This window comes from Salinivibrio proteolyticus (genome assembly GCF_001996165.1).
In the GTDB taxonomy this organism is placed as follows: Bacteria; Pseudomonadota; Gammaproteobacteria; order Enterobacterales; family Vibrionaceae; genus Salinivibrio; species Salinivibrio proteolyticus.
On record NZ_MUFP01000002.1, the window covers coordinates 128,296 to 153,104 of the forward strand.

General features: G+C 49.0%; 24 protein-coding genes and 1 pseudogene. 12 read left to right on the forward strand and 13 right to left on the reverse strand.

Going from position 1 to position 24,809, the window contains the following annotated elements; genetic code table 11:
* Window positions 1-266: 266 nt before the first annotated feature.
* The 5 genes from BZJ19_RS01950 to BZJ19_RS01970 all read left to right on the forward strand — a co-directional run bounded on the left by BZJ19_RS01950 (window position 267) and on the right by BZJ19_RS01970 (window position 5,238).
* Window positions 267-1,514, forward strand: coding sequence for an SLC5/6 family protein (locus BZJ19_RS01950; protein WP_069587508.1), 1,248 nt, complete (start codon window positions 267-269; stop codon window positions 1,512-1,514).
* Between the two features lie 314 nt (window positions 1,515-1,828).
* The gene (locus BZJ19_RS01955) at window positions 1,829-2,566 is read left to right on the forward strand and encodes a nucleoside recognition domain-containing protein (protein ID WP_077479598.1); all 738 of its coding nucleotides are present in this window, start codon (window positions 1,829-1,831) and stop codon (window positions 2,564-2,566) included.
* On the forward strand, window positions 2,563-3,030 hold the full coding sequence (locus BZJ19_RS01960) for a YjiG family protein (protein ID WP_069587510.1): 468 nt from the start codon (window positions 2,563-2,565) through the stop codon (window positions 3,028-3,030). The genes BZJ19_RS01955 and BZJ19_RS01960 overlap by 4 nt, the downstream gene beginning before the upstream one ends.
* An 8-nt stretch (window positions 3,031-3,038) precedes the next feature.
* Complete coding sequence (locus tag BZJ19_RS01965) at window positions 3,039-4,175, forward strand: M20 family metallopeptidase (protein ID WP_077663179.1); 1,137 nt, start codon at window positions 3,039-3,041, stop codon at window positions 4,173-4,175.
* Between the two features lie 169 nt (window positions 4,176-4,344).
* Window positions 4,345-5,238 carry a type 2 periplasmic-binding domain-containing protein gene (locus BZJ19_RS01970; protein WP_077674433.1) on the forward strand — a complete coding sequence of 298 codons (894 nt, stop codon included), beginning with the start codon at window positions 4,345-4,347 and terminating at the stop codon, window positions 5,236-5,238.
* Between the two features lie 15 nt (window positions 5,239-5,253).
* On the opposite strand, the gene BZJ19_RS01975 is transcribed toward BZJ19_RS01970, so the two are convergent.
* The 3 genes from BZJ19_RS01975 to BZJ19_RS01985 form a co-directional block, all read right to left on the reverse strand.
* Window positions 5,254-6,594, reverse strand: a complete 1,341-nt coding sequence (locus BZJ19_RS01975) for a transporter substrate-binding domain-containing diguanylate cyclase (protein WP_162274206.1) — start codon at window positions 6,592-6,594, stop codon at window positions 5,254-5,256.
* Window positions 6,595-6,870: 276 nt separating this feature from the next.
* A complete protein-coding gene (locus BZJ19_RS01980) occupies window positions 6,871-7,485 on the reverse strand; it encodes a bifunctional 4-hydroxy-2-oxoglutarate aldolase/2-dehydro-3-deoxy-phosphogluconate aldolase (RefSeq protein WP_077674435.1) in 615 nt (204 codons plus the stop codon).
* Window positions 7,486-7,494: 9 nt separating this feature from the next.
* Window positions 7,495-8,874, reverse strand: coding sequence for a GntP family permease (locus BZJ19_RS01985; protein ID WP_077639737.1), 1,380 nt, complete (start codon window positions 8,872-8,874; stop codon window positions 7,495-7,497).
* Window positions 8,875-9,026: 152 nt separating this feature from the next.
* Here BZJ19_RS01985 and BZJ19_RS01990 point away from each other — a divergent pair, with 152 nt between their 5' ends.
* Together BZJ19_RS01990 and edd are read left to right on the forward strand one after the other, a co-directional pair.
* On the forward strand, window positions 9,027-9,548 hold the full coding sequence (locus tag BZJ19_RS01990; RefSeq protein WP_077674436.1) for a gluconokinase: 522 nt from the start codon (window positions 9,027-9,029) through the stop codon (window positions 9,546-9,548).
* Entirely contained in the window at window positions 9,545-11,338 is a 1,794-nt protein-coding gene (gene edd, locus BZJ19_RS01995) for a phosphogluconate dehydratase (protein WP_077674437.1), read from the forward strand. The genes BZJ19_RS01990 and edd overlap by 4 nt, the downstream gene beginning before the upstream one ends.
* Before the next feature lie 21 nt (window positions 11,339-11,359).
* On the opposite strand, the gene BZJ19_RS02000 is transcribed toward edd, so the two are convergent.
* Together BZJ19_RS02000 and BZJ19_RS02005 are read right to left on the reverse strand one after the other, a co-directional pair.
* Complete coding sequence (locus BZJ19_RS02000; protein ID WP_167370401.1) at window positions 11,360-12,367, reverse strand: substrate-binding domain-containing protein; 1,008 nt, start codon at window positions 12,365-12,367, stop codon at window positions 11,360-11,362.
* Between the two features lie 136 nt (window positions 12,368-12,503).
* Window positions 12,504-13,553, reverse strand: a complete 1,050-nt coding sequence (locus BZJ19_RS02005; RefSeq protein ID WP_077674439.1) for a linear amide C-N hydrolase — start codon at window positions 13,551-13,553, stop codon at window positions 12,504-12,506.
* Between the two features lie 92 nt (window positions 13,554-13,645).
* On the opposite strand from BZJ19_RS02005, the gene BZJ19_RS02010 reads away from it, so the two are divergent.
* Window positions 13,646-14,641: a GGDEF domain-containing protein gene (locus tag BZJ19_RS02010; RefSeq protein ID WP_235608123.1), complete on the forward strand. Its 996-nt coding sequence runs from the start codon at window positions 13,646-13,648 to the stop codon at window positions 14,639-14,641.
* A gap of 5 nt (window positions 14,642-14,646) precedes the next feature.
* Here BZJ19_RS02010 and arfB read toward each other — a convergent pair whose 3' ends face one another.
* From arfB to hmpA, 3 genes are all read right to left on the reverse strand, one after another.
* Window positions 14,647-15,060 (reverse strand): alternative ribosome rescue aminoacyl-tRNA hydrolase ArfB, encoded by a 414-nt coding sequence (arfB, locus tag BZJ19_RS02015; RefSeq protein ID WP_077479607.1) that lies wholly within the window; start codon window positions 15,058-15,060, stop codon window positions 14,647-14,649.
* A 94-nt stretch (window positions 15,061-15,154) separates the two neighbouring features.
* Window positions 15,155-15,850 (reverse strand): pirin family protein, encoded by a 696-nt coding sequence (locus tag BZJ19_RS02020; RefSeq protein ID WP_077674441.1) that lies wholly within the window; start codon window positions 15,848-15,850, stop codon window positions 15,155-15,157.
* Between the two features lie 143 nt (window positions 15,851-15,993).
* On the reverse strand, window positions 15,994-17,178 hold the full coding sequence (gene hmpA, locus BZJ19_RS02025) for an NO-inducible flavohemoprotein (protein WP_077674442.1): 1,185 nt from the start codon (window positions 17,176-17,178) through the stop codon (window positions 15,994-15,996).
* Window positions 17,179-17,286: 108 nt separating this feature from the next.
* Between hmpA and nsrR the strand changes: the two genes are divergently transcribed.
* Together nsrR and BZJ19_RS02035 are read left to right on the forward strand one after the other, a co-directional pair.
* Window positions 17,287-17,712, forward strand: a complete 426-nt coding sequence (gene nsrR / locus BZJ19_RS02030) for a nitric oxide-sensing transcriptional repressor NsrR (RefSeq protein ID WP_069360987.1) — start codon at window positions 17,287-17,289, stop codon at window positions 17,710-17,712.
* A gap of 29 nt (window positions 17,713-17,741) precedes the next feature.
* Window positions 17,742-19,553, forward strand: a complete 1,812-nt coding sequence (locus BZJ19_RS02035) for an ABC transporter transmembrane domain-containing protein (RefSeq protein ID WP_077674443.1) — start codon at window positions 17,742-17,744, stop codon at window positions 19,551-19,553.
* Here BZJ19_RS02035 and BZJ19_RS17035 read toward each other — a convergent pair.
* The gene (locus tag BZJ19_RS17035) at window positions 19,550-19,723 is read right to left on the reverse strand and encodes a DUF6435 family protein (protein WP_106406577.1); all 174 of its coding nucleotides are present in this window, start codon (window positions 19,721-19,723) and stop codon (window positions 19,550-19,552) included. The genes BZJ19_RS02035 and BZJ19_RS17035 overlap by 4 nt on opposite strands.
* A 292-nt stretch (window positions 19,724-20,015) precedes the next feature.
* On the opposite strand from BZJ19_RS17035, the gene BZJ19_RS02040 reads away from it, so the two are divergent.
* Window positions 20,016-20,381 carry a diacylglycerol kinase gene (locus tag BZJ19_RS02040; protein ID WP_077674444.1) on the forward strand — a complete coding sequence of 122 codons (366 nt, stop codon included), beginning with the start codon at window positions 20,016-20,018 and terminating at the stop codon, window positions 20,379-20,381.
* On the forward strand, window positions 20,378-22,027 hold the full coding sequence (locus BZJ19_RS02045) for a phosphoethanolamine transferase (protein ID WP_077674445.1): 1,650 nt from the start codon (window positions 20,378-20,380) through the stop codon (window positions 22,025-22,027). Before BZJ19_RS02040 ends, BZJ19_RS02045 begins: the two co-directional genes overlap by 4 nt.
* 89 nt (window positions 22,028-22,116) lie before the next feature.
* Here the strand turns inward: BZJ19_RS02045 and BZJ19_RS02050 are convergent, their stop codons facing one another.
* The 4 genes and pseudogenes from BZJ19_RS02050 to BZJ19_RS02060 form a co-directional block, all read right to left on the reverse strand.
* Window positions 22,117-22,524 carry a hypothetical protein gene (locus BZJ19_RS02050; protein ID WP_077674446.1) on the reverse strand — a complete coding sequence of 136 codons (408 nt, stop codon included), beginning with the start codon at window positions 22,522-22,524 and terminating at the stop codon, window positions 22,117-22,119.
* Window positions 22,525-22,640: 116 nt separating this feature from the next.
* The gene (locus tag BZJ19_RS02055) at window positions 22,641-23,558 is read right to left on the reverse strand and encodes an IS5 family transposase (RefSeq protein WP_077674494.1); all 918 of its coding nucleotides are present in this window, start codon (window positions 23,556-23,558) and stop codon (window positions 22,641-22,643) included.
* Between the two features lie 77 nt (window positions 23,559-23,635).
* Window positions 23,636-23,731, reverse strand: a pseudogene (locus tag BZJ19_RS16955) (IS5/IS1182 family transposase); the annotation flags it as partial.
* A gap of 122 nt (window positions 23,732-23,853) precedes the next feature.
* Window positions 23,854-24,756 carry a homocysteine S-methyltransferase family protein gene (locus tag BZJ19_RS02060; protein ID WP_077674447.1) on the reverse strand — a complete coding sequence of 301 codons (903 nt, stop codon included), beginning with the start codon at window positions 24,754-24,756 and terminating at the stop codon, window positions 23,854-23,856.
* Between the last annotated feature and the right edge of the window lie 53 nt (window positions 24,757-24,809).

Here is a 24,809-nt window from a genome sequence, read left to right on the forward strand (position 1 = left end):
GTCAACATGCTATGAACTAAAATGTGGTAGTTACATCATTTTGCAAACAATTCAATCAATCTAAACATTGTTAATAATTTGGTTAATTGTTCTGAATAAAATGCATTATATCAGATGAATAATTTGGTTATTAAAAATATTGCCAGTTTATGTGACAAGTTTTTAACAAAACAATTAGTACATATATCTATTACATCTGTGTGATATATCCGGTCGAACTCGCTACTATGCAACCGCACAAAATATTATAAATAAGAGAGTTTGACGTGAACCAAACTATAGAAGTCTCCGAAAAGAGTGTATCCACTCGTTGGACCCAACATGACACCCACTGGGCGCTCAGCCTTTTTGGTACCGCTGTCGGTGCTGGGATCCTGTTCCTTCCCATTAACCTGGGTATGGGTGGGATCTGGCCGTTAATCATCATGGCGGTACTTGCTTTCCCCATGACCTTTATGGCACACCGCGGGCTTGCACGTTTTGTGCTCTCCTCTCGCCATAAAGATGCAGATTTTACCGATGTGGTCGCCGAGCATTTTGGTGCCAATGCGGGCCGGATGATCTCGGTGTTGTATTTCCTTTCTATCTTCCCCATTTTATTGATATACGGCGTCGGATTAACCAATACGGTAGACAGCTTTTTAGTCAATCAACTGGGATGGGTATCTCCTAATCGTATCTTATTGTCCGGTGTGTTAGTGGCGGGCATGATTGCGATCATGCTGGGTGGAGAGCGCCTCATGCTGCGTGCTTTCGCCGCTATGGTGTACCCCTTGGTGGCTATTTTGGCGTTTTTGTCGTTTTATCTTGTGCCATCGTGGCAAACGCCTAACTTGAGCCTACCGCCGATGGGTGAGCTAGGCATTAACCTGTGGCTTGCGGTCCCTGTGGTGATCTTCTCGTTTAGTCATGCAGCGGCGATTTCAAGTTTTGCTAACATTCAGCGTCGCCACTATGGCAATGACGCGCAAGGCAAGTCAGAGCAAATTCTTAAGCGCGCAGGCGTGATGTTAGTTGCTTTTGTGCTCTTGTTTGTATTCTCGTGCGTGCTGACGCTCACGCCAGCACAAATGGCGGAAGCGAAAGCGCAAAATGTGTCTGTGCTTTCTTATCTTGCTAACGTCACCCATAATCCCTTTATCGGTACGCTGGGGCCGCTTGTCGCATTCATTGCGATCACATCGTCGTTTTTAGGGCATTTCCTTGGCGCGCGTGAAAGCTTGAATGGTTTGGTAACCAAACATAGCAAGCTGACCTACAAGCAAGCGGATAAGCTGGGTGTTGTGGTGATGTTCTTTGCCATCTGGTGGTGTGCGGTGATTAACCCCAGCATCCTCGACATGATGGGCGCACTGTCTGGGCCTGTGATTGCGATGATCCTCTTTATTATGCCCACTGTCGCGGCTTACAAAGTCAAAGCGCTGGCACAGTATCGCGGTAAAGTCGGTACTTACTTTATCTTTGTGACCGGTATGCTGGCGATTTCTGCGTTACTCTATAACCTGATGGGCTAAGTCAGTACGCTGTCGCCCGACGAAAAAGCGCCTTCGGGCGCTTTTTTATTAGTTTTACTTATGTATTTCTAGTGAATTTCTTATCCGAAGCGATTTATGCGCATCCTTTAGTAGTGACAGATAAACCTAATAAAATCAGCCGCTAGTGTCACATTCATCACTCTTTAGTTTGGCTTAATTTGTTAGGTTTTGAATCAGCCCATATTATGTAAATCCTATCTCCCTTCTTACACAATAGGTTGATAATTATCAACTTTCGTTTCCGTGTCTGCCTCGATGATAAGCCCAATGTTGATTGAGCATGAGGGCGGTTTATGACACATCCAACCGAAACAGACAGACAAGTGACATGGGGATGTTACTTGGCTCTGGTCTTTGCGATCGTTTTTTTCTCGGGATTGTTACAATCCAATCAATGGTACGGCGTGTTTGATTTTACCACCTTGAACGGATCCTTCGGGCAGGTGGCTTATCAAGCGACAGCGGCGGCCGATGGGTCGGTAGAGGTAGCAACGACGTCACTTCGCGGTAAAGGCGGGAGTGGTGCACGAGACGGTTTTATTTTTGCGCTGACCCTTATTCCTACCGTGATGTTCGCACTCGGTATGATCAGTGTGCTTGAGCACTATGGGGCACTTGATGCGGCGCGCAGACTCTTAACTCCGCTATTGAAACCAGTATTGGGCATTCCCGGCAACTCAGGATTGGCATTAATTGCCTCTATGCAGAGCACAGATGCGGGGGCGGCGATGACGCGTCAACTCAAAGATGAGGGGTACTTGACCAAACGGGAAACGGATGTGTTCACCATGTTTCAGTTCACGGCTGGGGCAACCATCGTCAACTTTTTCTCATCGGGTGCGGTGCTGTTTACTCTGACGCTGTCAGATGGCTCGTTGGCCGTGACCTCGTCGATTGGTCTTGCGATTGGTGTGATCTTCTTGTTTAAGTTCATCGGCGCCAATGTATTTCGTGTCTACCTCAATATCACTGAGGGTAAAGGGCCACAGCGAGACAAGTCTCAATCCTATCAAGAGGAGCACGCGTCATGACTCATTCTTCCAGCAGTAAACCCATGATCACCGACATCTTTGTCGAAGGGGCAAAAAAAGGTTGGCACATTGCGACGACGTCGACGGTTCCTAATGTAGTCATGGCGTTTGTGATTATCAAGGCGCTCCAAATTACCGGGTTATTAGGCTTGATGGGTGAGGTGTTTTCGCCTGTGATGGCGGTGTTTGGCTTACCCGGCGAAGCGGCTGCCGTGCTAATGGGGGCATGGATGTCAATGGGAGGCGCGGTTGGTGTGGTGATCACCTTGTTTGACCAAGGCATTCTCACCGGCAGCCACATTGCGATTTTGGTCCCCGCTATCTATTTAATGGGCTCACAAGTGCAATACATCGGCCGAGTGATGGGCCCGATTGGTACCGAAGGCCGTTATATCCCCATCATGGTTGGCATTTCGATTCTCAATGCTTTTGGTGCGATGTGGGTAATGAATCTTTTACTTTAGGAGGCATGATGATGTTTTCTTTGCAACGCTACTTGGATGAGTTAGCGCCTCTGGTGAACGTCGACTGTGGCACGTTCCAGCGCGACGGCATTGAGGTGATTGCAGCCTTGATGGCTGAAAAGTATGAACAAATGACAGGCTGGCACATTAAGCGTGTAGATTGTGGTGAGGCAGGGGTTGGATTGGAGATCCGAAACCAGCCCACCGACCCGCATATTGATGTAATGATGATTGGCCATATGGATACTGTGTTTCCAAAAGGCACAGCAGCTGAGCGCCCGATGCATGTGGAAGAGGGCTTTGCCTACGGCCCGGGTGTATCCGATATGAAATCGGGCTTGCTGAATATCGTGTATGCATTGCGCGCATTGCCGCACGCTGAACGTGATGCACTCAGCATTTGCATTTGTATGAATCCCGATGAGGAAGTGGGCTCGATACATTCTAGTGACTGGCTGGCGTCCGTTGCACGCGATGCACGTTATGTGCTGGTGGCAGAGGCAGCGCGGGCTGATGGTGGTTTAGTGAAAGCGCGTAAAGGCATGGCACGGTATAAAATAGCCATATCAGGCCGTGCGGCGCACGCGGGGAATGAACCAGAGAAAGGACGTAGCGCGATCACAGAGTTGGCTCACTGGCTGGTGACGCTCGATAGTATGAAAGATCTTGAGGCCGGCACCAGTATTAATGCGGGCGTGATTGAAGGCGGAACGGGAGCGAATATTGTGGCCGCTCATGCATCGGCATTGGTTGATATTCGATTCTGGGATAACACCGCCTATGATGCGCTCGATCAAGCCATCCAAGCCCGCGCTTCTCATCCTTACACGCCTGATGTCACCATTGAATTGGTTCGCGAAGCTTATAAACCGGCAATGGTTCCGACGCCTGAAACAGAGCACTTGATGGATCTTGTCGAAGCGGCTGCATTTGATGAAGGTGTTCCAATTCATTGGAAAGCGGTAGGTGGCGGATCTGATGCGAATAATACCGCTGCCATTGGGATCCCCAGTTTGGATGGTTTTGGGCCAGTTGGGGCGAATTTCCACAGCGACGACGAATACCTTCAACTGGACTCGGTGGAACCCAGAATACGATTGCTCACCCGTGTACTGTCTCGGCTCGCTGAGCAAAAAAATCGCTAGTTACCCTGTCGGCGGCTACAAACAGGTGGCCGCCTTTTTGTTGTGAGGCTCCGTGAGCCAACCTCCACCGCCTGTTCATCAATTTGTGCATATACTTGTTAAATCGGTGCACTCGTTGATGAGTGCACGCAATCGCCTGTGTGATGTATGCAGATGTCGGGGGGGAGAGATGAAAGTGCATGTGTGGTATTGGCTGTTTGTTTTCTTTCTGGGCTCGTCTGCTTATGCCGTCCCGCTTGAGATTATCTATCCCAAGCCAGAATCCGATTCGGATACACGTTACAATTACCAATGGGAGCTATTGCGGCAAGCACTTGCAATAACCGATGGTGATTATCTCATTCGACAAGCTGACACGGTCATGAGTGAAGAACGTTTGGTTCGAGAGCTGGCCTCCAACAGCCGTCGCGTTACCATTATTCGTGACAATTCATCGAAGGCGTTGGACAACCTTCTGTTAGCCATACCGATACCGCTTAAAAAAGGCATGCTGGGCTGGCGTGTAATGCTAACGCATCAAGATCAGCAACCCGCATTACGGCAAGTTGAAACAATATACGACCTCCGCGAGTATCGGTTTGGACTTGGGCAAGGCTGGGCAGACAAGCCTATTTTACTTGCAGCGGGGCTGAAAGTGGTCGAAGGCTTACGTTACGATGGCTTGTTCCAAATGCTGATGGCGGGTAATCGATTTGAGCTTTTCCCCAGAGGGTTGGGCGAAGGCGTAGCGGAATACCATGCGCGCAAGGACCGTTACCCGGATATGGTGCTCGAAGAGTCTTTTGTCCTCCGTTATCCTTATGTTGAGTACTTTTACGTTAATAAACGCAATAAGGCATTAGCAGAACGTATTGAGCTTGGACTGAATCGTCTGATTGAAAATGGCACATTCACAGCGATTTTTGACCGCTATTTTGAGCAGTCACTCCGCCTCTTAAATCTTGATACACGCACTATTATTGATATTAAGAACCCCTTCATTGGTCAAGTGCCATACCTCGATCAAGAAGAGTACTGGTTACCCCATTATCTTAATAGAAAAGGCATTTGTGACTGTCAGTAAGCGACGGCATTGTGGTTAAATAACATTGACTACGGCGCAGTGCTTGCCTTGCTTTTTGGCTTGGTACATAGCTTTGTCTGCTGCGACAATCTCGCTATCACTGAGCCCATCAGGATAATAGGCTACGCCTAGGCTGATCGTCACAGGCATGGGATGATTAAAACGCGCGAGGCTTTGTCGCGCAATTTCATCGCACAATAACCGCGCTTGCGAGAGTGCACGTTCAGCACTGGAAAAGGGATGAAGAACCCCAAACTCCTCACCGCCAATACGCGCAAGTACCGCATCATTGGGAAGAAGACTCTTGGCTGTTTCCGCGACAAAGCAGATCACTTCGTCACCATGCGCGTGACCAAACCCGTCGTTAAAGGCTTTGAAATCATCAATGTCAAAGACCATCAGCGCCATGTTTTTAGGCTCCCCTTGTTTGTCTTTTAAACACTGATAAAAAAAGCGTCGGTTATGTAGCTGTGTCAATGAGTCGGTGATGKCTTGTTCTTGGAGCTGGCCATTAGCGCTTTGTAGCGCGCGCGTCTTTTGGCGGACATTGCGTTTAAGCAGCAAAATATAACTGACCACGATCAAGACGCCGAGGGTGATCAGTGTGGGAAACAGGTAAGCGGGATAAACGGTCTCAACGTCATAGTAAACCCAACGGTTGAGGAGTTGGCGTTTGGTATCATCATCTAGCCAGTTAWATTTATTACTTACTTGATTGAGCAAGGCCGTGTTGCCCTTGGCAAAGCCTGCATAAAGGGTTTCGGTGTAAAGATGACGAACCGGAATAAAGAGATTTTGATTGGTGGTGGTGTAAAGGTGATAATTCGCGACTTGTAAATCAGCGACGAAAGCTTGTAGCTCGCCGGATAATGCCGCATCAAGCATCGCTTGGTTGTTGGGGAAAAGGCGTAATGAAACCAAAGGAAACGTGGTTTCCATAAACTCTTGCTCGTACCCACCTTTGACCACGCCAATCACATTGTCTGTCTCACCAGCAAGCACATAGTCAGCGGATGTGCCCATCATGGATTGACTGAAAAAAACTTGCGTGTCGATGGCAAAAAGCGGCGTACCGAAGTCCATAAACGTGAGGCGTTCTGGTGACTGTAATAACCCTGCGTGTACATCGGCCTGTCCAGAGCGCACCAAGTCAATGGAGGTTTGCCAATCGGTCAGTAAAAACTCAATATCATAGCCATTGCGGTTACCGAACTCTTGCCAAAAATCAACTAAAATACCTTTGGGCTCTTGGTTGCGGTCGAGATATGAAAAGGGTCGCCAGGAGTGAGAGTTCGCAACTTTTAGAGTCGGTTTAACGGTGGATTGGTCGTCCGCACGCGTAGCGTGAACAGACACACTGACTGAGAGAGTTATACAGCATATGAGTGTGAAAACTACCCGCTGGGCCCACCGCAAACAAGCACCCGGTTTCCACATAGACCCTACCCTTATCCTACGAAAGTCAGATTCACCTCAACATGGGGTGAATATTCTTTAAACAGTATACGAATAAAATAAACACTTGGTGGAGAGGATCGACGTTTATTGGTCGGTGCTATTCACAGAAGGAAAAGAGATGGGATGAAATGGAAGCGCGATGGCCCACACAAACGTGGCGGGCCATCGGTTTAGTTAAGCCGCTACGGCTTGGACGAGACGCGCAATCTCGTCCCACTTTTTAGCATCAATGAGCGTAGCGGGCACCATCCAAGTACCACCGCATGCCAGCACTGTGGGTAAGGCGAGATAATCGCTCACGTTCTCTTCACTCACGCCACCGGTCGGCATAAAACTGACGGGATACACCGCAGAAAGCGCTTTTAACATCGCAATACCGCCTGACGCTTCCGCGGGGAAAAACTTCACGGTATCCAGCCCAAGCGACATGGCTTGCTCGACTAAACTGGGATTGTTAATCCCCGGGATAATGGGAATATCACGTTGTTGGCAATGTTTTACTGTGATGGGGTTGAGTCCGGGGCTAACAATAAAATCCGCGCCTGCATCTATCGCGGCGTCGACTTGCGCTGGTGTGAGCACGGTTCCGGCACCAATCAGCATCTCGGGATACGCATCGCGCATTTGACGGATAGCGTTTGCGGCTGCCTCTGTACGAAAAGTAATTTCGGCGCAGGGTAGGCCATTATCGACCAAGGTTTTGGCAAGCGGCACGGCATCTTCCGCATTATTAATCGCAATTACCGGCACGATGCGTATCGCCTTAAGGCGTTGATTTAGTTCATTCATGAGGATCCCTTACAGTAAAACGCTTAACAGCGCTACGATAACAAACGCGATGGTTCCGAGCAGGGTTTCCATCACAGTCCAAGTTTTAAGTGTGGTTTTTTCATCCATTTCGAGCAGGCGCGACACCAACCAAAAGCCCGAGTCGTTGAAATGCGATAAAACGGTTGCTCCACCTGCAATCGCGATGACAATAAAACACAAATCCAATTGAGATAAACCCACAGTATGCGACACGGTAGGCGCAATAAGTGCGGCCGTGGTGGTCAGTGCAACGGTGGCGGAGCCTTGTGCAACGCGCAAGCAGGTGGCAATCACGAATGCAGCCAGAATGATTGGCATACCTGTGTCTGATAGCATGGTGGCAAGTGCCTGACCGATACCGCTCGCGCGCAAGACACCCCCAAACATGCCGCCGGCGCCGGTCACCAAAATGACGGCACAAATTGGCGCTAACGAATCAGAGCACAGCTTTTCCATTTTACTCTTACCCAGCTTTTGGCCGAAGACCAGCAAACAGGTCAATAGGGTGATGAGCAGTGCAACGGGTGTTTTACCCAGCATACGCAAAAAGCCGACCCAAGCACTCTCCCCGTTGACTATACCCGCCACGCTCAGCGCGTTCAGGCCTGTATCAAGGAAAATGAGTAGCACTGGGAGCAATAAAATCATTAATACAGTTGAAAAGGCGGGGTAATCCTTTTTGCTTTTAAACATGACTTCGGTGTTTAAAAACGCTTTTGCGAGTGGGATATTGAATTTCTTACCCGCATACAAGCCAAATAAATAACCCCCTAAATACCAAGTGGGGAGCGAAACCAGCAGCCCGACGACGAGAAGCAGGCCCATATCGGCGCCGAGTAAATCTGAGGCAGCAACTGGACCGGGATGTGGCGGAACGAAGGTATGCATAACCGCAAACGCCCCCGCGACGGGAAGAGCATACTTTATGGGGGAGCCACCTAAGCGTTTCGCGACACTAAACATGATGGGCATCATCACAATTAGCCCAGCGTCAAAAAAGATAGGGAAACCGAACAGTAACGAGGCGATCCCGAGTGCAAAGGGAGCACGCGCTTCGCCAAACCGAGCGATCAGTGTATCGGCGAGCACATTCGCACCACCGGTGACTTCGAGGATCTTCCCGATCATCGCGCCAAGCCCGACCAGCAAAGCGACCGATGCTAAGGTGCCGCCAAAGCCGCTCATCATGGTTGGAACCACCTTATCGACAGGGATCCCTGTGGCTAATGCGGTACCTAAACTGACTAGCGTGAGAGAGGCAAATGCATGCACCTTCAGCTTCATTATTAGGAGTAATAACAGTGCGATAGCGCCCAATGCTATCAAGAGTAGGGTAGTGGGTTCAGGGCTTTGTGCGAGTAGTTCCATGGCTCACCTCTTCCGACCAGGATGTTTGTGTCAAACTTCACAAATCTCATAGTTACCGGTAACATGTTACCGGTAACCACACTAAGATAAAGACAATTATTGAATGCGTTATCAAAAATGAGATCTGGTTAAAATCTCGCTAAGGAGTCGGTATGGCAATTGGCAGTGTGATTGTGATGGGCGTCAGTGGCTCGGGAAAAAGCACCCTAGGCGTGAAATTGGCAGCGCGCTTTAAGGCCAAATTCATCGATGGTGATGATCTGCATCCACGGGCAAATATCGAGAAAATGGCAAGTGGGCAGCCGCTTAACGATGATGACCGCACGCCATGGCTATGCCGGATCCGTGACGCTGCTTTCAGTCTCGAACACAAACAAGAATATGGCGTGATTGTATGCTCTGCCTTGAAACGTCGTTATCGCGACCTCATTCGTGAGGGCAACCAGAACGTCACCTTTTTGTTTCTCGACGGCGATTATGTACTGATCCTCGCAAGACTCAGAGCACGCAAAGGGCATTTTATGAAAACCCATATGCTGGATAGCCAGTTTGCGACGTTGGAGGCGCCGGGTGACGATGAGCCTGATGTTGTCCGCGTTGCCATTGATGCAGACATTGATACTGTGGTGACACGTGCCGTGCATGCCTTAGCAGCCAAGGAGGCTCGGAAATGACACACCCGACTTTAATGGCTGTGACAGAGGCGTTACGCCAGCGCAGCCAATCGACGCGCTCCGCGTTTTTGCGTCAGACTCAACAGCAAGCTGATACAGGGAAGGCGCGTACCACTCTGTCTTGCGGCAACATGGCTCACGCCGTGGCGGCATCGTGTCAGCAAGATAAACAACACATGCTGGATATGACCACCGCCAATGTGGCGATTATCAGCGCCTATAACGATATGCTTAGCGCGCACGCGCCCTATGCTGACTACCCTGAACAAATCAAAGCGGCGCTTCAACCTTTGGGCCACACGGCGCAAGTCGCAGGCTGTGTGCCCGCGATGTGTGATGGCGTCACACAGGGCCAGCCGGGGATGGAAATGTCCTTGTTTTCACGTGATGTGATTGCACAGGCAACCGCGATATCGCTGAGTCATAACGTATATGATGCAACATTGCTGCTTGGTGTCTGTGATAAAATTGCCCCAGGACAACTGATGGGAGCGCTCGCTTATGCCCATTTGCCGACCTTATTTGTACCCTCCGGCCCAATGGCCTCAGGGACAAGTAACGAAGAAAAAGTGGCGGTGCGCCAAGCCTATGCGGCAGGCAATCTTGGCAAAGAGGCTTTATTGGCCATGGAATGCCAAGCTTATCATAGTTCGGGAACCTGCACCTTCTATGGCACGGCCAACACCAATCAACTGGTGCTTGAAGCCATGGGATTGATCCTTCCCGGTGCGGCTTTTGTCGCCCCCAACTCTGCATTACGCCAAGCGCTGACCCGCTATGCGGCAACAGCGTTAGCCTCCCAATGTGCGGGAAGTGCGACGTATCGACCTCTCGCCGATGTGGTGACCGAAAAAAGCGTAGTAAACGGTGTGGTCGCGTTGTTGGCTTCGGGCGGTAGCACTAACCATACGATTCACTTGGTGGCGATAGCGCGTGCCGCTGGCATCATCCTAACCTGGGAAGATATGGATGCGCTTTCTCATGTTGTGCCCTTATTGGCTCGGGTCTATCCCAACGGGCCGGCTGATATTAATGCCTTTGAGGCGGCAGGGGGCGTGCCCACGCTGATGGCGCATCTGCATACCCTTGGGTTACTACATGCCGATACCTTGCCTGCCGTCGGCCAGTTTAGCGACCAACTGACCACGCCACGATTAGTTCAGGGGCAGCTTGTTTGGGAGGCCGCCCCTCCATCAACCGACACAGCGGTCATCGCTCAGCCCGGCTCACACTTCAGTCCAACCAGTGGTTTGCGCATGCTGTCTGGCAATATGGGTAATGCAGTGATCAAAGTCTCTGCCGTGGATCCTGCGCACCGTGTGGTTTGTGCGCCCGCGCGGGTGTTTGATTGTCAGCACGAAGTCGAGCAGGCTTATCAGCGTGGTGAGCTCAACCAAGATGTGATTGTGGTAGTGCGTTTTAATGGCCCTGCCGCGAATGGCATGCCAGAGCTGCATAAGCTCATGCCTATTCTTGGCAATGTACAAAAAATGGGTTATCAGATCGCACTGGTGACAGATGGCCGGTTGTCGGGTGCATCGGGCAAGGTCCCTGCCGCTTTACACGTCTGTCCTGAAGCCATGCATGGCGGTGCATTGGCGAGTGTGCAAGACGGCGATATGATCACATTGGACGCGAAGGCTGGCGAGTTGACTTGCCATGCTGATTTATCTCAGCGTCCCGTAGCAGAGCCGCCTCAAGCGACCCATACGTGGGGACGTGATTGGTTTGCTGCGGCGCGTCAGCAGGTATCACGCGCCGACGAAGGGGCGAGCTATTTATTTTCGTGATCGCCCAGTTAACGGTGATGGTTATAAGCTGCCGCCGCTTGTGATGGTATGTGGGACAGCCTGTATTTTTTCGGCGATAGTTTCGCCGCTTAACGCTTGAATCAACAGTGTCGCAGCGCGCTCACCAATCAAATCACGCGGCGTCGCGACGCTTGTGAGTGTAGGACTGACCACAGTGCCAATATCGAGCGCATTGTAACCAACAATACTGAGAGTTTGTGGAACAACAATGCCTTTGAAACGACACGCGAGTAACGCACCAACGGCGAGGTCATCATTGGTACAAAACAGCCCGTCACAGTCGGGATACTGAGCTAAGGTTTGGTTGAGTAGCGTTTCGCCTAAGCTAAATGAAGAATGCTCTTCGGTGGCAACACAGCGAGGGGTTAGTCCTGCTTGTATCATCGCGCGTTCGTACCCTTGTTGCCGCAGCTGAGTACGGGTATCTAACCGAGCCGCCAAGTACACGATCTGCGTTTTCCCTTTATTGATCATGGCTTGAACCGCATCATAAGCGGCTTGCCCATGATCAAGCCCAACGGCCATATCAATTGGCTTTTCTGGAAGCTCCATTGTCTCTACCACAGGAACAGCGGCAGTCTTTAGCATTTGTAACGTGCGTGGGGTGTGGTTAGTTTCAGTGAGGATCAAGCCATCCACTTGATAAGACAGCAAAGAGGCAATTTTCTCTTCCTCTGCCTGTTCGCTATAACCGGCGTGCGTAATCAAAATGTCGTAGCCATGCGCTTTGGTGACGCGTTCAATTCCCTGTACCAAATGAGCAAAGACTTGGTTGGACAGCGAGGGCAGTACAATACCAATGGCTTTACTTGATGATTTAGACAGCATCGCAGGGACGCGATTTTGAATGTACCCCAACTCTTCAATCACCGTCGCAATTTTGTCGCGTGTCGCGGGCGCGACTGACTCAGGATTACGCATGTAGCGTGAGACTGTCATTTTGGTCATCCCAACGCGATCGGCAATATCTTGTAAGGTAGCGCGATTTCTTTTGTCTTTCATCTCAATGCACTAGCTGAAAATGTTACTTGTAACATTAGAGCAATCCCATGTCGGATAAGCAAGCAAAAAGGTATGAGGTGTTATCGGGGATGAGAACAAAGCCGCTAGACAAGAGTTTGACGGCGTTTGCTCCATATTAGTGTTAGACGAATGGATTTTCACATTTGGTCAGATAGCAACTCACATCACCCGATTGAAGAGGGCAAACGGACTCTGTCGACTTTTCTTCTTGCAGCTGTAGTCGCTCACAATATTGTTGGTCCGATGAAAAACGTATCGATACTGTGTCCATGGTTAAGGTGTTGGCAAGGTAATAAACGTTCTTACGATGATCAGCCACATTGGTCCAAATGGTGTAAGACGCTTGTTCTGTGTGATAAGGGTTAAAATTGACAGGAACGGCGCACGTAGCCACGAGTGAACGTGCTTGATAAACCGCTTCACGCCGGTTTTGCGCGGGCTGGCTAAAGATTAAGTAGTAGCTCGCTCGCTCAAAGCGTTGCGTAGCACTGTTGCCACCGGGTGCCGAATAAACCGGGTGAGCAATAGGATTGTTGGGGTCAAGTCCCCACGTATAATTCCAGTAAGCCTTCAGCGTTTGTTGCGTTTTATAGTCGGGTTGGTTGGTCACAACGGTATCGTCATGGCTTTCATAGAGTTGAAAAACGCCGTCTCGCACTTCGATCACTCCGGCATTTCCATCGGCATCGGAAAGTGATAGGTGCAAATGGGAGTCGGTTTCCGATGTATCAGGTAAGCGCTCTGAAACGATGGTGATCGTGTTTGAGGTAAAAAACTGAATCGCTTGATGAACGTTGGCAAAACAATCCAATACAAATTGCACCCAGCGGTTAGCACTCAAAAATTGTCCGTCTCCGGTTGCCGGCCCGTAACTGACATCTGAGTCATATAGGCCATTTACAGCCAATCCGGCTTCGTTGAGGCCGTCCACTGCGGCATAACCTTTCTTGTCGCTACCCATAACGGTGACCAGACTAGCGTATTCCGAGCGCCATTGCAGAATCTGATGCTTACCAATACCGAGCTGGCTAGCAGACTTGGCGTCGAGTCCTCGACTTTTCATACCTTTTGGGAAACGATAGAAATAGGTATTAATGGGCCAAAACCAGTCCATATTGCGCGCAGTGACAGGAAACTGACGATTTAGATTATTAAATATGCGTGTACACATTTTCACTGATACCTTTATTATTAACATGTTATATGAACAAGGCTATCATAGGTTATGTCAAAAAATTGGGCCAAAGAGAATGGATAGTGGAAATGAGTGAGCTCAATAGTAGTTTTGAGTTGCGCCTCAAAGTGCTGAAAGGATTGAGCCTTGGGGTGGGTGGTTTAGCGGTTTTGGTGGCGATTGGTAATATCCTTGTTAGTCAAAGCTATATCTATGCGTCATTTGTGATGCTGTACGCGCTTTACTCTTGGCACGTATATCGACAAACCTCTAAAACGACCATTTTTAATGGCCACAAATACATCATGTCGGCCAGCTTGACACTATTGGTGATTGCGGGAACGGTTTTGAAGCCAACGGACACTGGCGTGTTCTTTTGGACGTTGATTTTCCCCATTATTTATTACCTACTGTTAGGATACAAAGCGGGGTTTTTGGCCACTGTTTCTTTATTTCTCATCCAAATAGTTAATATCGCCTTTCAGTTTTATGCCGAGCAGTATTTCGATATGTTGACGATGATGCTTAACTTTTCGTTTTGTTACGTCACCATTGCCGTTGTCTCACATGCCTATGAAATCAATCGCGTATTGGCGGAAAACAAGCTGAGTAAACTGGCTACATGTGACCCGCTAACCGGAGCTAATAACCGCCTTGCTTTGAAGCATCGTTATCAAGCATTACAAGACCAGCAGACAGCGTTTCATCTTTTGGTACTGGATATTGACCATTTTAAAGCGGTTAATGATGAGTATGGCCACGACGGCGGTGATGTCGTGTTGCAATCGGTGGTGAACACTATGGTTGAGGTCGCGGGGRGTGACAATGTATTCCGGCAAGGGGGAGAGGAGTTTTGTCTTCTTTTAGAAGGTGTTTCTCATCATGATGCGCTGACGATGGCAGAGCGAATCCGCAAGAGTATTGCGAAAACCCCCATTGTTTATCAGCAGCGCGCCATTCCAGTCACGGTCAGTATCGGGATCACGCAAAGCGAGGCATCAAAATGTGCCCAAGAAATTAACCGGCAAGCGGATGCGAACTTGTATGCGGCTAAAGCGGGTGGTCGGAATAAAGTGGTGGCGTGAAACGGTTAAGGAGCCACCTTTCCTCGTAGTGACTTAGTTTGGCTCTTACGTTTTTTAGCATCCACACGGCGTCGTTGTGAGGCCTTGGTAGGCTTGGTGGGTTTACGTTTTTTTTGCTCTACCATCGCGCTTTTGATTAACGCCTGTAAGCGCTCTAGCGCGTCTTCTCGGTTTAGCTCTTGAGTGCGATAGTTTTGCGCTTTTATGACTATGACGCCCTCTTTGGAGATGCGCGAATCAGACAGAGCCATTAATCGGGCTTTATACGCATCAGGCAGTGACGAGGCTTGGATGTCAAAGCGCAGATGAATAGCGCTCGATACTTTGTTGACGTTTTGCCCGCCCTTCCCTGCGGCGCGGATGGCCGTGAGCTCAATCTCATTGTCGGGAATTGCCACCTTATTCGATAGAGTGAGCATTCAACCTCTCATATATTAAGAAAGGGCGCAGTGTACACAGAGTAAGGCCTGCCGCGCAAATAGACCGGCAGGCCAGAGCGGCTGAATCCGCGCGTTAGGGGAGATCAAACACCAGTGCTTGGCTGGCTTCGTTGCCCTTATTGCTAAAAGTTACATGATGGATATCTTCAATTTTTGCACCATCGCCGGGGGCCAGAGATGTCGTTTCAACGTCGAGCGTGCCCGCGACTTGATGTACATAGGCATGGCGTCCTGCCTCCAAAGGCAAGGTAACCGATTCACTGGGCGGCAGAATCAGCTGTAGCAAACGCGCATCTTGTTTGATGCGTAAGGTGCCATTTTCTCCGGTTGGGGTCGCGATGACGGTAAAGCCAGCCTGCTTACCAAAGTCTTTTTGCTGATAACCCGGCTCTCCGCCTTGCTCATTGGGCTCAATCCAAATTTGCAGAAAGCGCAAGGCTTGGGTTGACGATGCATTATACTCGCTATGATAAATACCGCGCCCAGCCGACATCAGCTGGAACTCGCCAGCCGGTAGGGTTTGTCGGTTGCCTTGACTGTCTTTGTGCTCTATTTCCCCTTCTAGCACCAGACTGATGATTTCCATATCACGGTGTCCGTGGGTATCAAAGCCTGCGGCAGGCGAGACGATATCATCATTGATCACACGCAGTGCAGAGAAACCCATGTGATGGGGATCGTAATAGCTACCAAATGAAAAAGTATGGCGGCTTTGTAGCCAGCCAAAGTTGGCCTGACCGCGATCGTTGGCGTGACGTACTGTGATCATAATGCTTCTCCTCACTGATTCGATGTTGAACAGCGGTGACACTGAACAATAGGTGCAGTGTAGAAACAAAAACGCCGTGCGAACACGGCGTAAGATTGAGCATCTTGTTCTAAAAAGCTGAATAACCCTAGCTTAATAAAGCACTACAAGGCCTTGTGTGGTCCAAAGCACTCATAGTGGAACTGTTCGTCAGGAACGCCAAGTTCGCGAAGTTGCGCTTGGATATGGCGCATAAAGCCAACTGGGCCACAGAGATATACCTGTACCGTAGCTGGACTGAACGTATCGCTCACCGCAGTGAGATCCACCCATCCGGTATGATCAAAGTCTTGTTCAAGCGTATCTGAGGGTTGAGGTTGGTTATACCAAATGTGCGTCTGAATATGCGCGTACTGACGGGTGAGAGTGCGAACTGGATGATTGAAAGCATGCAGTTTGCCGTTCTCGGTAGCATGCAGCCAAGTGACAGGTGCGTTGTGCTCGGTAAGGCTTTCCAGCATCGCCAACATTGGCGTTGCGCCCACCCCGCCAGAAATTAATACCACGGGCGTATCCTGATCCACGTTCAGTTTGAGATCGCCTGCCGGTGGTGTGAGCATCACAGTACCACCAACGGCTAACTCATCATGTAAGTAATTGGAAACCTGACCTTGTGGCTCCCGTTTCACCGAAATCTGATAATGCTGGCCGTTCGGCGCGTGTGACAAACTGTATTGGCGAATTTCTTGGTGTTCAAAGCCAGTATGATTGACCACGATGCCAATGTATTGCCCGGCCGTAAAAGGCGCGACGGGCTGACCGTCTTGAGGGGCAAATACAAAACTGGTGACCTGTTCACTTTCAGGACGTTTTTCAATCAAAGTAAATGCTCGCTGCCCTTGCCAGCCACCGATTTTGGCGTGGCTATCTTCATAAAGCTGCCGCTCTTTGGCGATAAATACATCCGCGAGCACTTGATAGGCCTCAGCCCATGCATCAAGCACGGCTTGTCCCGGCGAAAGTAGTTCATCAATGGTGGCCAATAAATGCTGACCGACAATTGGATAGTGCTCGGCTTGGACTAGCAAGCTAGTATGTTTGTGAGCGATTTTCTCTACCGCGTCCAGTAAAGCGGGCAAGTTGTCAATGTTCTGTGCATAGGCACAAATTGCGTTAAACAGTGCTTCCCGCTGATCGCCATTTTGCTGGTGGCGCAGATTAAAAATGTCTTTTAGTTCAGGGTGATGGTGGAATAGCCTTTGGTAAAAGTGGCTTGTCAGCTTAGGGCCAGTTTCGGCGAGTACAGGAGCAGTTGATTTAACAATATCAATGGTTTGTTGGCTTAACATTAGCGTCTCTATAAACATGTATATTCAATGCATGTTTTAAGTTGTATCTCAAATATATCTTTTAATCAATAGAAGAATTACAATTTGACCAAGCAGCAAGAGGCGCACATGCAACTAACCAGCTTTACAGATTACGGACTWCGCACCCTGATTTTTCTGGCCTCCTTGCCAGAGGGTGAGCTCACCAACATCACCGAGGTGACACGCTTGTTTGGTGTGTCGCGCAATCATATGGTGAAAGTCATCAACCGTTTAGGGCAGTTGGGATATATTCAAACGGTGCGTGGGAAGAACGGGGGAATTCGTCTACTGCAAGCGCCGACCGCGATTACGGTGGGGCAAGTGGTGCGCGATCTTGAACCGTTGGAGCTCGTCAATTGCTCGGTTGAGTTTTGTCATATCACCCCAGCGTGCCGTTTAAAAGAGCGTTTAGCGAAAGCCAAGCAAGCCTTTTTAGAGGAGTTAGATGCATGCACCATCGATGCGCTTATCAACGACAATCGCGAGTTAATGATCCTGCTCACTCGCCCCTAAATGTGCAAGGACAGCACTAAGTAGAGCTTATGGCTAATTCCGCTTTAACGCGCGCCGCCTCGACGCCATCTTCCTCAAGTCGCAACAGTAAAAATCTGACTGTTCTGTGGGAACTCATCGCGTTTGTTCGCCCTTATCGCTGGCAAGTGAGCGCGGCATTGCTGGCCTTGGTGTTTACCGCGTCATTGACGCTCTCGGTCGGACACGGCGTTCGCCTTTTGATCGACCAAGGCTTTGCACAGCAATCACTGGTTGAGCTGGGGAATGCGGTCCAGTTTATTTTGCTGATCACGGTATTGATCGCGATCGGCACCTTTTTCCGGTTCTATCTGGTGTCATCGGTGGGTGAACGGGTCAGTGCCGATATTCGCCAAGCGGTGTTTGATCATGTGATTGGCCTACATCCGAGCTATTTTGAAACCCACGGTAGTGGCGAAATCATGTCGCGGATCACCACAGATACCAGCTTGCTGCAAAATATTATCGGTTCCTCCTTCTCCATGGCAATGCGCAGTGCACTGATGTGTGTGGGCGCCATCATCATGCTGTTTGCCACCAATATTAAACTGACCTTGATTGTGCTGGCCTCCGTGCCTTTTATTTTGGTGCCAATACTTATCTATGGTCGTCGTGTGCGGGCGTTATCGCGGCAAAGCCAAGATTCGATGGCGGATGTAGGCAGCTACGCCGGTGAAGCCATCACAAACATTAAAACCGTGCAAAGTTTCGCGGTAGAAGATCACGCCAAAGCCGCATTTGGTCAAGAGGTGGAGCGCGCCTATCAGATCGGACGCGAGCGCGTCAAACAACGAGCCATTCTTATTTCCGGCGTGATCGTGATTGTGTTCAGCGCCATTACTGGCATGTTGTGGGTCGGCGGTCGCGATGTGATTCAAGGTACTATGTCAGCAGGGGATCTGGGTGCGTTTGTGTTTTTCGCCATCATGGTTGCCTCTTCGATGGCTACCTTGTCGGAAGTGATGGGGGAGTTGCAGCGTGCGGCAGGCGCGACGGAGCGCTTGGTGGAACTGTTGCACGTGCAAAGCCATATTCGCACTCCCGCCACCTCGCCGAGTGTCGATGCTCAATCATTAAGCAACGATATTCGTTTTGAAGCGGTACATTTTCATTATCCCACGCGTCCTCATCAAGCGGCGATTGATGCGTTGAACCTTGTGATTCAGCCCGGTGAAGTCGTCGCTTTAGTCGGACCGTCGGGAGCGGGGAAAACAACCGTATTTGAATTACTGCAACGCTTTTATGATCCGCAGTCAGGTGCGATTAGGCTGGGCGGGCAAGATATTCGTCGCTTATCCCCGCAAGCGTTGCGCCAACAAATGGCACTGGTGCCACAACAACCCGCTCTGTTTAGCGATGATGTAATAGGCAATATTCGCTACGGCAGGCCAGGCGCCAGTGAACACGCCGTCAAAGAGGCGGCGATTCAAGCGCATGCCGATGGGTTTATTCAGCAATTACCGGACGGCTACAACAGCTTTTTAGGTGAGCGAGGCGTACGGCTTTCGGGTGGGCAAAGGCAGCGAATTGCGATTGCCCGCGCGATTCTCAAGGATCCACGAATTTTATTGCTCGATGAAGCCACCAGCGCACTTGATAGCGAAAGTGAATATGCGGTGCAGCAAGGCTTGGCGGCTTTAATGCGTGACCGCACTACCTTGATTATCGCTCACCGCTTATCGACCATTCAGCATGCTGACCGCATTGTCGTGATGGATCAAGGCAAGCTTGTTGATGTAGGCAGCCATACCGACCTGCTGGCACGCTGCCCTCTGTACCAACGCTTAGTAAAACGGCAGTTTAGCCATGTCTCAAATGGCTAAGCGTTGTTTTCCAATTCTTTGATTTGTTGGTCAATCTTTTCTGCTTCTTCGGTGAGCAATGAATATCCACGAATATCGCCGTTGCGCTGCGCCTGAAAGGCTTGTTGCTGCTTAGCTTCGTACTGTTTTTTAAGCTTTTTAACCGGATTTGGCTTTAAAAATGAGAGCATGTCGCGTCCTAATTTGAGGGTTACGGCTATGATTACGATCTAACCTCATCTTTGGATGACAGCGACTTTGCACTGAATACTTATTGTATCTACTTACTATTGTTGAGTGAGTCTGGCTAGATTAATAGATATATTGCCCGTTTATTTAGATGAAATGATGTTGCTCATATTGCTCGCCAACTCTCACTATGATCGACAAACGATGACACAGCCATACAAAGTATGGACAGAGTATTTAAACGCCTTCCTATATATTCAAGCGCTTCTCAAATAACCAGACAGTAAAAATAACATGAAACCAGGAAAAACCGGCATTTATCGAATGATAGATGCGACAGGTTATTCAGTGATGGGGTTAAAGTCGGCGTGGAAGTCTGAAGCGGCATTTCGGCAAGAAAGTGTGATTGCTTTTGTTCTTATGATCACAGCCTACTTTATTCCAGTCACCTCGACCGAGCGCATTTTAATGGTAGCGAGTTTAGGGCTTGTCCTTATTGTTGAGTTAGTAAACTCAGCCATTGAGGCCGCGATCGATCGTATCGGTGATGAGTGGCACGTAGTCAGTAAGAAGGCAAAGGATATTGGTTCATCTGCCGWGTTTGTTTCAATTGTTCTCGCCCTGTTTGTGTGGATGTCATGTGCGGTAAATATAAAATGAGAAAAAGTTATAATAATAAAATCGGCATAAGCATCACGATGTTTACTGCATTGGCTGCGATCTATTTTTCCGTTGTGATGAATGTTCCCTTTTATAAAGAGTTGCAAAGTATTTTTTTATTACTTGAAGAGGTGAAGTCGGGCTTTGTTATTTCTATCCCGCTGTTCTTATTCTTTGCTTTAAATATTGTTTTTTCGTTATTTTCTTGGCCGAGGATAACTAAACCCTTTTTTGTTATTTTAGTGATCCTCTCAAGCATGGTATGTTACGCTGAGTACAATTATGGTGTCATGTTTGATAAAGATATGATAACTAATATTGTCGAAACAGATGCCGGAGAGGCAAGTGCATATTTAAGTTTTTATGCACTTGTTTGGGTGCTGGCCATTGGTGTGACTCCCGCTATTTTTATAATGCGCTGCACCATCCAGCCAGCCGGAAAAGTGTGGCTGCCTCTATTACGGGATAAGCTAATATCCATCACTGTATCGGTAATTTCGCTTGCGATTATATTTGTTTTTTACTATCAAGACTATGCATCCGTAGGAAGAAACAATAGCTACCTTAGAAAATTGATTATACCGACACAATATGTCTATAGTCTCTCTGGTTATGTGAAAGAGCAATACTTTTCGTCGCCGATACCTTACGTAAAGCTGGGCGAAGATGCGAAGCAATCAGACTTAGCGATTCATCAGTCATTGGATAAGCCTAGTGTATTTATCTTCGTTGTTGGTGAAACCGCACGTGCTCAAAACTATCAGGTCAACGGTTATGGTAGAAAAACCAATCCTTATACCGCTGAGCAGGGTGTTATTTCATTTCAGGATGTTGCTTCATGTGGCACGGCAACGGCAATTTCCGTTCCTTGTATGTTTTCAAATTTATCACACCATACATTTGATCGTGATATCGCTGAACATCAAGATAATGTACTTGATGTATTAAAACGCGCTGGGGTTGATGTGCTTTGGAAAGACAATGATGGTGGTGATAAAGGTGTGGCTAAAAATGTAAAATATATAGAGGTCGATAGGCGTGGAAATAATAAGCTCTGTAATGGTAGTACATGCTACGACATGAGTCTTGTTGAAAGTATTGGTAAAGATATCGACGAGATGAAAGGTAATCGTATGATATTTTTACATCTTATTGGCAGCCATGGCCCCACGTATTTTCAGCGTTATCCCAAAGAGATGGCGTATTTCCAGCCTGACTGTGCGCGCTCAGATATTGAAAACTGCGAAACAGAAAATATTATCAACAGCTACGACAACACCATCCGCTATACGGACTATGTGTTGAGCAAAGTGATTGAAACATTAAAAGAGAAAAGTGATCAGTATAACACCGCGATGATGTATGTCTCTGATCATGGTGAATCATTGGGTGAGAATGGTGTTTACTTGCATGGCCTTCCTTATCGTTTCGCCCCTGATTACCAGAAGAAAGTGCCATTGATGGTATGGCTCTCCGATGGTTTTAAGCAAGCCAAGTCTATCAACGCCTCGTGTTTGCGTGAAAAGGCGATGGAAGCAGGCCATTACTCTCACGATAATATCTTTCATTCGTTACTTGGCGTGATGGACATAGAAACACGTGTCTATCAGCCCGATAATGACATATTTTCTTCATGCCGGATGTAATAGCTGAATAAGACATCATTATTAAAAGAGGGCGAGCCTTGATAAGGCTCGCCGATGTGCATGGTTTGGCGTGATGAGCATAGGTTTATCTAAAACGAGTAGGTTACGCCCAACGCGCCGCCAAGTTGCAACTCTGGACCGCCGTGGAAATTAACCTCAGGATGCACTTGGCCATAAGCACTGATCTGTTTGTTGATGGCCCAATCGAGTCCAATGGGCAAACGCACGCCATAGTCGTCATCCCACTCGGCCCAGCCACCAGCGCCCACATACCAATCAACCGGGATATCGGGATTATTAAAAGTGCCGTGTTGAAAAAGGTAATCAAATGCGGTGCCGCCATTGCCGAGGGTAAAACGGTATTGATCGTCGACTTCTAGTACTGCGCTCAGTTGTTGGTCGACGGCAAGACCCGCCGAGATATTGGTTTTTTCTTTCGCCACCGCTTGAGTAGTGAGACCTAATGCGAGCAGGAGACCGAGAGCGATAGATTTCATAGTGTGCCTTAAAACTGCTTTTTAGATGGCACAAAATGTAGCGGTGTTCGGGGAACAATCGGCGTTGTTGATCAAATAATTCACCTAAAGCACTGATCTGGATGGGATTTATCCCGTTAATTAACTCGGTAACTAACAGGCATACCGAGTCTTATGACTTTGTTTATCGCTTTCACGTTGGCCAATGCTTCGCCAACTTGGGCATCGTAATTGTGCAGTGTCAGCTGAGGGCTGATTAATGTTTTGTATCGGGACATGCCTGTTTCTGACAGAGAGCGTTGGTGATAACCCTCTTCTTGTTTCCAGTCTTCTAAGTTACCCGATTTCAAGGCGCTGACGGCTGCATTGCGAGGGTGGCCGTCCTCCCAGTAACCCGCATTGCTGCGCGGTGGAATGGTCGGTTTGATGCCTTTTATCTTGAGCACCTGATGACAGACTTTCGTATCGTAAGCGCCGTCAGCACTGACTTGGGCAATTTTTCGGCGTAACGGGTTGAGCAGCGTCGGCAAGGCTTCATTGTCACCAACAGACGCTAAGCTAACGACGGCAGAAATCACTTCATGTGTACTGTCGTCAATCRCGAGATGCAGCTTGCGCCAAACACGGCGTTTTTCCTTGCCATGTTTGCGCATTTTCCACTCTCCCTCGCCGAACACTTTTAAACCGGTGGCATCAATGACGACGTGAGCAACGGGCCCACGACTGGGTAATCGGTAGTTAACTTCAACCGTCTTCGCCCGTTTACTGATACAACTGTATGACGGCGATTTTAGCGGTACGTCCATCAAACCAAATATCGAGTCGAGAAAGCCTTGAAGGGCGCGAAGAGGGAGCTTGAAAATACCTTTAACCATCAGTGCTGTTTCAATGGCACCATCGGTAAACGTAAAGCCTCTGCCTCGTTTGCCATGATGCTCTTTGCAGTACCAAGTCTGGATAGCGGCGTCATCAACCCAAAAGGTAATCGAACCACGGTTAACCAATGCCTGATTGTATTGCTTCCAATTGCTGATTTTGTACTTGGCTTTGCTCATCATTGGTGACCTGTTTTGAGGCGTTGATGATCTGATCGCCGCTAGAGTGATAAGTTCAATGATTTGGGAAACAACGCCGCGGCGTCATCAACCCAAAAGGTAATCGAACCACGGTTAACCAATGCCTGATTGTATTGCTTCCAATTGCTGATTTTGTACTTGGCTTTGCTCATCATTGGTGACCTGTTTTGAGGCGTTGATGATCTGATCGCCGCTAGAGTGATAAGTTCAATGATTTGGGAAACAACGCCGTTCAAACACCGTATGCATTCCCACGCCGGAGCGTGGGAGCGAGTTAATCTGCTAACTGCGAAAACTTGATGATCTCGTGAGATTGTTCAAGGGTTTGCGTGAGGTGTTGGATATGGGCGGGGGTGATTTCGCAGCAGCCGCCGACAACGAGGGCACCGTCGGCGATCCATTGTTGTACTCGCTCAGTGTGCACTAGCGGTGAGAGATCTTCACGGGCCTCTAGCGCATCGGCTTTGCTGCCTTTGGCCATATCATCCACGGATTTAAAGGCATTCGCATAGCCACCCACGGTGTGATAGTTCCGTGCCATGTGTGGCATTGCTGAGGTCAATACGGCTGGATCACAGCAATTAAGCATCACCGCTGTGGGGGCGTAGTCGGCCACGGCGCGCATTGCCTCGTTGAGTGACTCGCCAGAGCGCAAGTTACCATCAGCCTCGAGACGAAATGCAACGCCATAAGGCTTACCTTGCTCGCGAGCGGCGGCACAGGCTGCGCGCGCTTCGAGTGTGTTGCTCATGGTTTCGATAAGAAAGACGTCCACGTCAGGCTGTAGGCGCGCAATATGAGCAAACGCCGCTTTCATGTCTTCAAAGCTACGCTTGGGCTGACCAAGATAGCTGCCGACTAGAGGGGGTAAGCAACCGGCAATATCAACGTCCTCACCGGTTTCGTCGATGGCTTGTTGCAATGCAAAAAACGCCTGCCGATAGATGGTGTCAATGCTATCGAGCAACCCCGCCTTCGCCAAGCGTGTTGGAGTGGCCGGATAGGTATTGAGAGTATGCGTTTTGGCGCCTGCCCGGATAAAGTCTTTGTGTACGTCTTTAACAATATTCGGATGCTCTAACATTACCGCCACCGACCAAAGCCGTGAGCTCACTTGTGGCGCTCGCTGATAAATTTCTTGCCCTAGGCCACCATCGAGTAATGCAATCGACGTCATGGTAACTTCAGCCTCCTTCGGCTTTTTATCCTTGATTTAGGATGAGATTACCA